Raw genomic sequence first — 11,406 nt, forward strand, 5'->3', positions numbered from 1 at the left:
TATGCACCTGCTCTCGACGCGCCCCGGCGGCTATGTGGACGACGGCGGCCAGGGCGTGGTGCGCGTGGTGCAGACGCCGGGCGACATCGTCATCCTGAGCGCCGCCGACACGACGCTGTCGCTGCTCTCGGACGCCGCTCAGCAACTGCCCGCAGATTTTCCCAGCGTGCGCCTGGCCAACCTGATGTGGCTGCGCCAGCCGGCGTCGACCGACATGTACATCGACGACGTGCTGGTTCATGCGCGCGCCATCGTCATCGACCACCTGGGCGCGACCAGCGACTGGGCCTACGTCGTCGAGCAGGTGCAGGCGCTGGCGCGCAGGCAGGGCCAGTGGCTGGCGCTGTTCTCGGGCGACAACCAGCCCGACGGGCAGCTCCTGCTGCGCAGCACCGCCGCGCCGGCCGACTGCGACCAGCTGTGGCGCGCGCTGCGCGCCGGCGGGCGGGGCAACGCGCTGGGCTTTTACGCGCTGATCGCCCACGCCGCCTTCGGCCGTGGCCAGCGCCCGCCGCCGCCGCGGGCGCTGCCGGCGGTGCTGCCCTATGCGGGCCCGGCCTGCCCGCCGGTCGCGCCTGATGCGCCGCTGGCGCTGCTGTTGTTCTACCGGGCGCATGCGCAGTCGGGCAACACCGCGGTGTTCGACGCGCTGCTGGCCGCGCTGGCGGCGCAGGGCCTGCGCGCGCAGGCGCTGGCCATCGATTCGCTCAAGACTCCCTCGACGCTGGCCGCTGTGCAGGCGCTGGCGGCCGAGCAGGGCGTGGACCTGGTGCTCAACGCCACCAGCTTCGCCATCGTCTCGCTGGACGCCAGCGGCGACGCGCCGCCCGAGCCGGTGCTGCTGGCCGGCGACGCGCCGGTGCTGCAGCTCATCATGGCCGGTGGCACGCGCGAGCAGTGGCAGGACGACCCCCACGGATTGAGCCCGCGCGACCTGGCGATGCACGTCGTGCTGCCCGAGGTGGACGGGCGCATCACCACGCGCGCGGTCAGCTTCAAGGGCCTGGCGCACCGCTGCGAGCGCACCGAGGTGGACGTGGTGCGCTACCAGCCCGAGCCCGAGCGCATCGGCTTCGTCGCCCGGCTGGCGCGCAACTGGTGCGCGCTGCGCCGCCTGCCCGCGCCGAACAAGCGCATCGCGCTGATCCTGGCCAACTACCCGCACGACGACGCGCGCCTGGCCAACGGCGTGGGGCTGGACACGCCAGCCTCGACCATGGCCCTCCTGCACGCGCTGCAGGCCGAGGGCTACGACCTGGGCGCCGATCCGTTGCCCGAGGACGGCGACGCGCTGATGCGCCGCCTGGTGCAGGGCGTGACCAACGCGCTGGACGCCAATGCCCACCGCCCGGCCTTCCAGAGCCTGGCGCTGGCCGACTACCTGGCCGACTTCGAGTGGCTGGCGCCTGAGAGCCGCCAGGCGATCAACGAGCTGTGGGGCCGGCCCGAGCAGGACCCGATGCTGCGCGCCGGGCGCTTCATGGTCTCGGGCCTGCGGCTGGGCAAAGTGTTCATCGGCATCCAGCCCGCGCGCGGGCGCGACGCGGACCTCGCCACCCGCTACCACGACGCCGACCTGGTGCCGCCCCACGGCTACCTGGCGTTCTACTTCTGGCTGCGCCGCGCGTTCGCGGTCGATGCGGTGGTGCACGTGGGCAAGCACGGCAACCTGGAATGGCTGCCGGGCAAGAGCGTGGCGCTGGGCGCCGACTGCTGGCCCGACGCCATCCTCGGGCCGCTGCCCCACCTGTACCCCTTCATCGTCAACGACCCGGGCGAGGGCAGCCAGGCCAAGCGGCGCACGCAGGCGGTGATCATCGACCACCTGATGCCGGCGCTGACCCGCGCCGAGAGCTACGGCCCGCTGCAGGCGCTGGAGCGCAGCATGGACGAGTACTACGACGCGCTGCAGCTCGACCCGCGTCGCGCCCAGCGCCTGCGCGCCGTGATGCTCGAACAGGTGGTGGCCGCCGGCCTGCACCAGGAGCTGGGCTTTGACGCGCCCGCCACCGACGCCGCGCGCGAGGCGCTGCTGGCGCGGCTCGACGCCTATCTGTGCGAGATCAAGGAGTCGCAGATCCGCGACGGCTTGCACACGCTGGGCCAGAGCCCCGCCGGGCGGCTGCGCACCGACACGCTGGTGGCGCTGGCGCGCCACGCCAGCGGCCAGGGCGCGGGGCAGGGCGGGCTGCTGGCCGCGCTGGCCGCAGACCTGGGACTGTCCGGGTTTGACCCGCTCACCCCCGACTGGGCCGCGCCCTGGCAGGGGCCGCGTCCCGCGCTGTTGCAGGCGGTGAGTGATGCGCCCTGGCGCCACGCCGGCCACGCGCGCGAGCGCCTGGAGCAGCTGGCCGCGCGCCTGGTGGCAGAGCACGCCGCGCCCGACGCACCGGCGCCCCATGCCGCCGCCTGGCCGCAGGCCGCGCCCGTGCTGCAGCACCTGCGCGAGCGCATTGCCCCGCGGCTGGACGCCAGTGGCGCCAACGAAATGCGCCAGCTGCTGCGCGGCCTGCAGGGGCGCTTCGTGCCCGCCGGCCCCAGCGGCGCACCCTCGCGCGGGCGGCCCGACACGCTGCCCACCGGGCGCAACTTCTATTCGGTCGATACCCGTGCCGTGCCCACGCCCATGGCCTACGAGATGGGCCGGTTGGCCGCCGAGCGCGTGATCGAGCGCCACCTGCAGGACCACGGCAGCTACCCGGACAGCGTGGGCCTGACGGTGTGGGGCACCAGCACCATGCGCTCGGGCGGCGAGGACATCGCCCAGGCGCTGGCGCTGATCGGCGTGCGCCCCCGATGGGCGCCGGGCAGCAACCGCGTGGTCGACGTCGAGGTGCTGCCGATGGCCATCGCCGACCGCCCGCGTGTGGACGTGACGCTGCGCGTCTCGGGCTTTTTCCGCGACGCGTTTCCCAACGTCATCGCGCTGTTCGACACCGCGGTGCAGGCCGTCGCCGCCATCCCGGTGGAGGACGAGAGCGACGAGGTCAACCCCATCCGCGCCCGCGTGCAGCGCGACGCGGCCGCCGCCCAGGCCCAGGGCGCGACGCCCGCGCAGGCGCGGCGCCAGGCCAGCTGGCGCGTCTTCGGCCCACGCCCGGGCGGCTACGGCGCGGGGCTGCAGGAGCTGATCAACAGCGGCCGCTGGCAGGGCCGCGCCGACCTGGGCCAGGCCTATCTGCGCGCCGGCAGCTTTGCCTATGGCCAGGACTCGCCCGGATTGAGCGCGCCGGCCAGCTTTGCCCAGCGCCTGGCGGGCGTGCAGGCGGTGTTGCACAACCAGGACAACCGCGAGCACGACATCCTGGATTCGGACGACTACTACCAGTTCCACGGCGGCATGGCCGCGGCCGTCGAGCACCTGGCCGGCGCGCTGCCCGCGCTCTACCACGGCGACCTGAGCGTGCCCGGCGCGCCGCGCATCCGGCCACTGAGCGAAGAGGTCGCCCGCGTGGTGCGCTCGCGCGCGGTCAACCCCAAGTGGATAGACGGCGTCAAGCGCCATGGCTACAAGGGCGCGTTCGAGATCGCCGCCACGGTGGACTATCTGTTCGCCTTCGACGCCGCCGCCGATGTGGTGGCCGACCACCAGTACGCGCTGGTGGCCGACGCCTATCTGCACGACGACGACACGCGCGCCTTCTTGCGGCAGCACAACCCGCAGGCGCTGCGCAGCGTGGCCGAGCGCCTGCTCGAAGCCATGGCCCGCGGGCAGTGGGCCGAGCCTGGCGCGCACCGCGACCGCATCCGCCAGCACCTGCTGGCGCTGGAACAACACCTGGAAGACAGCGAGCCGAGCGCATGACCGCATCCACCGCCTCCTCTCTGGCAGATACCGCCGCCACCCAGCTGTACGCGCCGGCGCCAGCGTTTCCGTTCACCGCCCTCGTCGGCCACGACGCGCTGCAGCGTGCGCTGCTGCTCGCCGCCATCGACCCAGCCATCGGCGGCGTGCTGATCGCCGGCCCGCGCGGCACGGCCAAGTCCACCGCGGCGCGGGCGCTGGCGGCGCTGCTGCCGGGCGCGCCCTTCGTCACGCTGCCGCTGGCGGCCAGTCTGGAGCAGCTCGTCGGCACGCTCAGCGTGCAGGACGCGCTGCAAAGCGGGCGCGTCGTGCTCTCGCCCGGGCTGCTGGCGCGCGCCCACGGCGGCGTGCTCTATGTGGACGAGGTCAACCTGTTGCCCGACGCGTTGGTCGACGCGCTGCTGGACGCTGCCGCCAGCGGCGTGAACACCGTCGAGCGCGACGGCGTTTCGCGCCAGCACGCGGCGCGCTTCGTGCTGATCGGCACGATGAACCCCGAGGAGGGCGCGCTGCGCCCGCAACTGCTCGACCGCTTCGGCCTGTCGCTGCAGCTGGCCAACCCGCAGGACGCGCGCGAGCGCCAGGCCATCGTGCGCGCCCGCCTGAGCTTCGAGTCCGAGCCCGAGGCGCTGCACGCCGCGCACGCGCTGGCACTGGCGCAACTGGCGCAGCAGATTGCCGACGCCCGCGCCCGCCTGCCGCAGCTCGTCTGGAGCGACGCGGTGCTGGCGCGCGCGGCCGACCTGGCGCAGCAAGCCAGCGTCGACGGCGTGCGCGCCGACCTGGTGATGCTGCGCGCCGCGCGTGCGCTGGCGGCGCTGCAGGCGCGCGACCAAGTGCTGCCCGAGAGCGTGGACGCGGTGGCCGAGCTGGCGCTGGCGCACCGCCGCGGGCAGGCGCAGCCCCCGCAGCAAGCCCAGGCGCAGCCGCCCGCACCCGCCCGGCCGCCGCAGGCGCCGGCAGATGCACCCACCGCGCAGAACCTTCGCCCGCGCCCCGAGGGCGACTGGGGCGCGCTGGCGCCCGAGCCCGAGACGCAGGTGCGGCGGGTCAACACCGGGGCGCTCTCCGCAAAAAAAGCCTGAGCCACCGCAGCCCGGCCGCGCCGCGCGCGCAGGCCAGCTGGCGGTGGCGCAGCAGCGCGGCCAATGCGCCGCCACGCCCCGGCCTGGCGCTGGCGCACGACGGCGCCCAGACGGCAGGCGCGCAGATCGACTGGCCGCGCACGCTGACGGCCAAGGGGCCGCAGCCGCTGGCTGCGCCCCATCTGCGCTGGCGCCGAGTGCCCCAGCGCGTGCCGGCGCTGCACCTGCTGGTGCTCGACACCTCGGGCTCGATGCGCGGCGAGCGGCTGGCGCAGGCCAAGGGCTGGGCGGGCGCGCTGATCGCCCAGGCCGCCCGCGCCGGCGACCATGTGGCCCTGCTGTCGTTTGGTGGCCAGGGCGTGCAGCTGCTGCTGCCACCCGCGCCGGCACGCGCCAGCGCCGTGGTGCGGGTGCGCCCGTTGGGCGGGGGCGGCGGCACGCCGCTGGACAACGCGCTGGCGCAGGCCGACCAACTGCTGGCACAGGCCGCGCGCAGCGGCCGCACGGGGGGTGCGTGGCTGTGGCTGCTGACCGACGGGCGCACGTTGGCCGCGCCGCAGCGCCCGGCGCACGCGCAGCAACTGGTGCTGGTGGACTTCGACGACCCGCTGCGCCCGGCCGGCCAGTGTGCCGCCTGGGCCGCACGCTGGGGCGCGCGTTACCTGCACGCGGCGCAGGGCGTGTGACCGGGAAATGGGTGCGACCGCGGTGCAACTGGCGTATGCTGGTCTGGACGCGCTCGTAGTCAAGGGGCGCTATTGCATGGAGGTATTACCGATGAGTCTGTTGAGCTGCCATCTGCCCACGCCGCTGGGCGACATGCTGGCCATGGCGTCGGACACCGGGCTGTGCTTGCTGGAATTTGCCGGCCAGAAGGGCCTGGAGCGCGAGGTCGCCCAGGTGCAGGCCGCGCGCGGAGCGGCGCACGCGGGCATCAGCCCGACGCTTGCGCGCACGCGCGACCAGCTGGCGGCCTACTTTGCCGGCAAGCGCCGTGCGTTCGACCTGCCGCTGGACTTGGTGGGAACGCCGTTTCAGCTGCGCGTATGGCGCGCGCTGCTGGAGATTCCCTACGGCCAGACCTGGAGCTACGCCCAGGAGGCGGCCCACATCGGCCAGCCCACGGCCACGCGCGCCGTGGCGGCCGCCAACGGCATGAACAAGATCAGCATCGTCGTGCCCTGCCACCGCGTCATCGGCAGCAACGGGCGGCTGACCGGCTACGGCGGCGGCCTGCCGCGCAAAGAGGCGCTGCTGGCGCTCGAAGGCGGGCAGTCGCTGGAAGGGCTTTATGCCGGTTGACGCGGCGCGCCCTGCGGGCGCGCACGCCTACGGCCCGGCCGAGCGCGCGGCGCTGTACCGCGTGATCGGCGAGCGGCGCGACATGCGCCACTTTGCCGGCGGCGCGGTGCCCGACGAGCTGCTCACCCGGCTGCTCACCGCGGCCCACCTGGCGCCCAGCGTGGGCTTCATGCAGCCGTGGCGTTTCATCCGCGTGCGCAGCCGCGCGCTGCGCTGCGAGCTGCAGGCGCTGGTCGAGGCCGAACGCCTGCGCACGGCCGACGCGCTGGGTGCGCAGCGCAGCGGCTTTCTGCGCCTGAAGGTCGAGGGGCTGATGGACGCGGCCGAGGTGCTGGCCGTGGCGCTGATGGACGGGCGCGAGGCCCATGTGTTCGGCCGGCGCACGCTGCCCGAGATGGACTTGGCCTCGGTCGCCTGCGCGATCCAGAACCTGTGGCTGGCCGCGCGCGCCGAAGGCCTGGGCATGGGCTGGGTGTCGATCTTCGACCCCGAGGAAGTTGGGCGATTGCTGCAATTGCCCCATGGTGCGCGCTGCGTGGCCCTGCTGTGCCTGGGGCCGGTGCACGACTTCTACGAGGAGCCGATGCTGCAGCGCGAGCGTTGGGCGCGGCGCGCGCCGCTGGCGCAGGTGGTGTTCGACGACACCTGGGGCCGGGGCGCCGATTGGCTGGTGAGCGAGGCGTGAGGCGCGGTGCCGGATGGGCGCGCGCAGGATTCTTCGGGTCAGGCGCGCTGCAGCAGACGCACGTGCATGGGCCGCACAAAGTGCGCGCCGCTGGCCGTGCAGTGCGGCGCAAAGGCGGCGGCCACCTGGTCGCGCAGCGCGGGCGTGATCTGGTGGTTGGCAAAGCTCGGGTACATCATGCGCTGGGCGAAGTCGTCGAAATCGGCAAACTTCACCGGGGTTTCAAAGCGCTGCTGCGCCGCCTCGCGCCAGAGGCTGTTCGGTGCGGCAAGCGCGCGGTCGAGCGCCGCCTGCGCGGCAGCGCGAACCACGCCCTCGTCGTTGTACAGGCGCACGACCTCGTTGAGCGGGCCGGCGTAGACCGGCTCGGACACATACAGGTAGCCGCCGGGCGCGAGCACGCGGGCGACCTCGGCCAGCGCCTTGTCCATCAGGTCCACGGGCACGTGGTGCAGCGACTTGAGCATCAGCGCCAGGTCGAACCGCGCATCGGCACACGGAATGTCCTGCGCGCCAGCGGCCTCGAAGCGCATGCGCGGCGGCACGTCCTGCAGGTTGCGCGCGTGCTGCACCTGATCGACCTCCAGGCCCAGGTAGCTCATGTCCGGCCAGCGCTGCAGCATCTGGCGCGCCATGCGGGCGCTGCCGCAGCCCAGCTCGATCACGCGTGGGCCGGGGGCGGGCAGAAGCTGGGCAAGCAGGTCGATTTCGTCGGAGATCACGGTGGTCATGGCGTGTGGGCGGGGCGCCGTGGGGGGATGGGAAAAGCCATCATGCCATTGCCGGCGCGCGTCGCTGGGGCGCGCCGGTGACGCAGGCGTGGATCTGGGCGCATCTCGCGCCCTGGCATGCCGCCGCCACGCTGGGCGCGGCGCTGGTGCTGGCCATGGCGGTCGACCATCTTTGGGGCGAGCCGCCCGTGCGCCTGCACCCGGTGGTCTGGATGGGCCGGGCGCTGGGCGCATGCAGCGCCTGGGTGGCACCGGTTGCACCAGCGCCAGGGCGCGACCTGGGCGCCTGGGCCCGCGGCGCGCTGGCGTGGTGCGTGCTGGCCGCGCTGGCCATGCTGCTGGCCGCGGCGCTGCAAGCGGCGGCGCTGGCGCTGCTGCCCGCTTGGCTGGCCGCGGTGGTGCTGGCGCTGCTGCTCAAGCCGCTGCTGGCCTGGCGCATGCTGCGCAGCGAGGTGCTGGCCGTCGAGGCTGCACTGGCGCAATCGCTGCAGCAGGGGCGCGAGCGCCTGTCCTGGCTGGTCAGCCGCGACGTCGCGCAGCTGGACGCCACCGCGGTGCGCGAGAGCGCCATAGAGACCCTGGCCGAAAACCTGAGCGACTCGGTCGTCGCGCCGCTTCTGTGGTTTGCGCTGCTGGGCCTGCCCGGCGCTGCGCTGTACCGGCTGGCCAACACGGCCGATGCGATGTGGGGCTACCCCGGGCAGCGCGGCGGGCGCCACTGGCAATGGGCCGGCAAATGGGCGGCGCGCGCCGACGACGTGCTGTCCTGGCTGCCGGCGCGCATCACCGGCGCGCTGCTGTGGGCCGTGGCGCGCTTTGGCGGCGGCGCGGCCTTTGCGTGGCGCACGCTGGCCTGCCAGGCGCGGCTGACGCCGTCGCCCAACGGCGGTTGGCCGATGGCGGCGATGGCGCTGCTGCTCGACCGGCGCCTGGGCAAGCCCGGCGTGTATGTGCTGCATGACCAGGGCGCGCCGGCGCAGGCGGGCGACGTGGCGCGCGCGGTGCTGTGGGCGGGCCGGGCGCTGCGGGCGCTGTTGCCGCTGCTGGCGGTGGCCCTGGTGTTTGCGGTCTGGATGATGGGCAAGAGGTAGGACGGCATGGATGCCTGGCATGAAAACGCGACGGGCGAGGCGCCGCTGCACGGCGGCCCCGATGCACTGGGCGTGCCGCTGCACGACTTTTCGACCAACGCCAACGCCTGCGGCCCCTGCCCGCAGGTGCTGCAGCTGCTGCAGGCGGCCGACCCCCGCCATTACCCCGACCCGGCATACACGCAGCTACGCGCGCAGCTGGCGCGGTTCCATGGCGTGGATCCCAGGCGCATCGTGCTGGCGGCAAGCGCCAGTGAGTTCATTCACCGCATCAGCGCCCATGCGGCGCGCACTGGGCTGCGTCGCGCGGTGCTGCCGGCACATGCCTACGGCGACTATGCGCGCGCCGCGCGGCTGTGGGGGCTGGATGTCTGCACCGCTGCGGCGCAGCATGACGGAGCCCCCGCGCTGCATTGGGCCTGCCAGCCGTCCAGCCCGCTGGGCATGCCGGATGCGGTGCTGGCCCGCTGGACGCGGCAACCCACGGCGCAGGGCGCGCTGCGCGTGATTGACTGTGCCTATGCGCCGCTGGTGCTGGATGACGTAGCTGCACCAACGTTGGCGGGCGACGCCTGGCAGCTGTGGACGCCCAACAAGGCGCTGGGCCTGACCGGCGTGCGCGCCGCCTACGCGGTGGCGCCGGCGCAGGCCGTGGAGGTGGCGCTGGCGCTGCAGGCGCTGGCGCCGTCATGGCCGGTGGGCGCCGACGGCGTGGCGCTGCTGTCGGGCTGGGTGCTGGCGCAGACGCAGGACTGGCTGGCGCAGTCGCTGCAGCGGCTGCGGCGCTACAAGGCGCAGCAGCTGGCGCTGTGCGTCGGCCTGGGTTGGCAGGTGCAGGAGGGCAGTCTGGCCAATTTCTTCGTCGCGCGCCTGCCGGTGGCGGACATGGAGCAGGCGCTGCGCCGGTTGCGCGGGCAGGGCATCAAGCTGCGCGACTGCGCCTCGTTCGGCCTGCCCGGCTGCGTGCGCCTGGGGGTGTTGGCGCCGCCGGCGCAGCAGGCGCTGGCGCAGGCCTGGCGAGGGCGTTGACGGCGACGGTGCAGGCGCCCGAGGGGTGGTCAGGGCGCCGGGGCCGGCGCCGTGGTGGCCGGCGGCGCGTCCTGGTCGAAACCGGCAAAGCGCTGCGAGGCCTGCTCCAGCGCATCGACCTTGACCACGACGAGCGACAGGTTGTCGCCGGTGCCGCGCGCGCGTGCGCGGGCCTTGGCGATCAGGAATTCGGTGGCCTCGCGCGGCGTCAGCGCGTGCAGCACCGACGCGAGCTCGGCCGGCGAGAAGTAGTGCCACAGGCCGTCGCTGCAGGCCATCAGCACGTCGCCCGGGCGCAGCTGGCTGATCAGGTGGGGCGTGATCGGCGGGTCGTTCTCGGCGCCCAGGCAGCCGACCAGGATGTTGGCGTGCGGGTGGGTGTTGGCCTGCGCCTCGGTGATCTCGCCGCGGTCGACCAGCGACTGCACGTAGGAGTGGTCGGTCGTGCGGTACACCAGCTTGCCGTTGTGGAAGTGGTAGATGCGCGAGTCGCCCGCGTGCAGCCAGTGGCAGTCGCCCTGGGGGTTGATCAGAAAGGCGGCAATCGTGCTGTGCGGCTCCTGCTCGGACGACAGCGCGGTGAGCCGGATGACGATGTGCGACTCCTGCACGATGAGCTTGAGCAGCGCGGCCGCGTCGTCGCTGTCGGGGCTGTAGCGCTCGAACAGCTGGCGCGCGGTCATCAGAACCTGGTCGGAGGCCTTGCGCCCGCCGCTCCTGCCACCCATGCCGTCGGCCACGATGCACAGCAGGCAGCCGTTGTGGCGCGGGTGCGGGAGCACCAGCACCTGATCCTGCTGGTAGCTGCGGTCACCCTTGTGGATGCCGGTGGAGGCGGTGAGCCTGAAGGCTTTGCTCATGGCGGGCGGGGGTGTTTACCAGAATTTCCACCAGGGATTGTCCTTGTCCTTGAGCCCGCCTTGCAGCATACGGCTGTCGGGATAGGAGACCTGCAGCACGCGCTGGGCGTCGTCGCGCAGCTGCGTCATGCCCAGCGCGTCGTAGGAGCGCACCAGGATGACCAGCGCCTCTTCGGTCGCTGGCACCTGCTGGTAGTCGGCAATGGCGCTTTGCGCGCGGCTGATCGCGGCCACGTAGGCGCCGCGCTCATAGTAGTAGCGCGCCACGTGCACCTCGTACTGCGCCAGTGCGTTGACGATGTAGGTCATGCGCTGGCGCGCGTCGGGCGTGTAGCGCGACTCGGGAAAGCGCGTGACCAGCTCGCGAAACGCCTCGAACGACTCCTTGGCCGCCTTCTGGTCGCGCTCGGACAGGTCCTGGCGCGAGATCCAGGCGAACAGCCCCAGGTCGTCGTTGAAGTTGACCAGGCCCTTGAGGTAGAGCGCGTAGTCGTAGGCCGGGCTGGCCGGGTGCAGCTTCATGAAGCGATCCAGCGTCGCCACCGCCTGGATGCGGTCGCCGTCCTTGTACTGCGCGTAGGCCTTCTCCAGTTGCGCCTGTTGGGCCAGCGGCGTGCCGGCGGCGCGGCCTTCGAGTTTCTCGAACAGCGGAACGGCTTTTTCATAGGCGCCGCTGTTGAGCTCGTCGCGCGCCTCTGAATAGATTTTGTCGGGACTCCAGCCGGCCGTTGGGTCTTTGGGCGTGCTGGAGCAGGCGGCCAGCAGGCTGGCGGCGAGGAGGGCAGGGATCAGAGACGGTGAAAAACGCGGCATGTCGG

General features: G+C 73.2%; 10 protein-coding genes. 7 read left to right on the top strand and 3 right to left on the bottom strand.

Annotated features, from left to right (window positions below):
* The first annotated feature begins 1 nt into the window (after position 1).
* The 5 genes from cobN (at position 2) to bluB (ending at position 6,877) form a co-directional block, all read left to right on the top strand.
* Entirely contained in the window at positions 2-3,805 is a 3,804-nt protein-coding gene (gene cobN, locus ABD767_RS00305; RefSeq protein ID WP_103043593.1) for a cobaltochelatase subunit CobN, read from the top strand.
* A complete protein-coding gene (locus ABD767_RS00310; protein ID WP_103043592.1) occupies positions 3,802-4,890 on the top strand; it encodes an AAA family ATPase in 1,089 nt (362 codons plus the stop codon). The genes cobN and ABD767_RS00310 overlap by 4 nt, the downstream gene beginning before the upstream one ends.
* A gap of 197 nt (positions 4,891-5,087) precedes the next feature.
* On the top strand, positions 5,088-5,576 hold the full coding sequence (locus tag ABD767_RS00315) for a vWA domain-containing protein (RefSeq protein ID WP_344867502.1): 489 nt from the start codon (positions 5,088-5,090) through the stop codon (positions 5,574-5,576).
* Positions 5,577-5,667: 91 nt separating this feature from the next.
* On the top strand, positions 5,668-6,192 hold the full coding sequence (locus ABD767_RS00320) for a methylated-DNA--[protein]-cysteine S-methyltransferase (RefSeq protein ID WP_103043591.1): 525 nt from the start codon (positions 5,668-5,670) through the stop codon (positions 6,190-6,192).
* The gene (gene bluB, locus ABD767_RS00325; RefSeq protein ID WP_103043590.1) at positions 6,182-6,877 is read left to right on the top strand and encodes a 5,6-dimethylbenzimidazole synthase; all 696 of its coding nucleotides are present in this window, start codon (positions 6,182-6,184) and stop codon (positions 6,875-6,877) included. Before ABD767_RS00320 ends, bluB begins: the two co-directional genes overlap by 11 nt.
* Before the next feature lie 38 nt (positions 6,878-6,915).
* Here the strand turns inward: bluB and ABD767_RS00330 are convergent, their stop codons facing one another.
* The gene (locus ABD767_RS00330) at positions 6,916-7,608 is read right to left on the bottom strand and encodes a methyltransferase domain-containing protein (protein WP_103043589.1); all 693 of its coding nucleotides are present in this window, start codon (positions 7,606-7,608) and stop codon (positions 6,916-6,918) included.
* A 155-nt stretch (positions 7,609-7,763) separates the two neighbouring features.
* Here ABD767_RS00330 and cbiB point away from each other — a divergent pair, with 155 nt between their 5' ends.
* Both cbiB and ABD767_RS00340 read left to right on the top strand, forming a co-directional pair.
* Positions 7,764-8,699: an adenosylcobinamide-phosphate synthase CbiB gene (cbiB, locus tag ABD767_RS00335; protein ID WP_103043621.1), complete on the top strand. Its 936-nt coding sequence runs from the start codon at positions 7,764-7,766 to the stop codon at positions 8,697-8,699.
* 6 nt (positions 8,700-8,705) lie between these two features.
* The gene (locus ABD767_RS00340; RefSeq protein ID WP_344867508.1) at positions 8,706-9,728 is read left to right on the top strand and encodes an aminotransferase class I/II-fold pyridoxal phosphate-dependent enzyme; all 1,023 of its coding nucleotides are present in this window, start codon (positions 8,706-8,708) and stop codon (positions 9,726-9,728) included.
* Between the two features lie 29 nt (positions 9,729-9,757).
* Here the strand turns inward: ABD767_RS00340 and ABD767_RS00345 are convergent, their stop codons facing one another.
* Together ABD767_RS00345 and ABD767_RS00350 are read right to left on the bottom strand one after the other, a co-directional pair.
* Positions 9,758-10,588, bottom strand: a complete 831-nt coding sequence (locus ABD767_RS00345; RefSeq protein ID WP_103043587.1) for a protein phosphatase 2C domain-containing protein — start codon at positions 10,586-10,588, stop codon at positions 9,758-9,760.
* A 15-nt stretch (positions 10,589-10,603) separates the two neighbouring features.
* On the bottom strand, positions 10,604-11,401 hold the full coding sequence (locus ABD767_RS00350; RefSeq protein ID WP_103043586.1) for an outer membrane protein assembly factor BamD: 798 nt from the start codon (positions 11,399-11,401) through the stop codon (positions 10,604-10,606).
* Between the last annotated feature and the right edge of the window lie 5 nt (positions 11,402-11,406).

It is taken from the genome of Comamonas faecalis (genome assembly GCF_039538025.1).
Classification (GTDB): Bacteria; Pseudomonadota; Gammaproteobacteria; order Burkholderiales; family Burkholderiaceae_C; genus Comamonas_C; species Comamonas_C faecalis.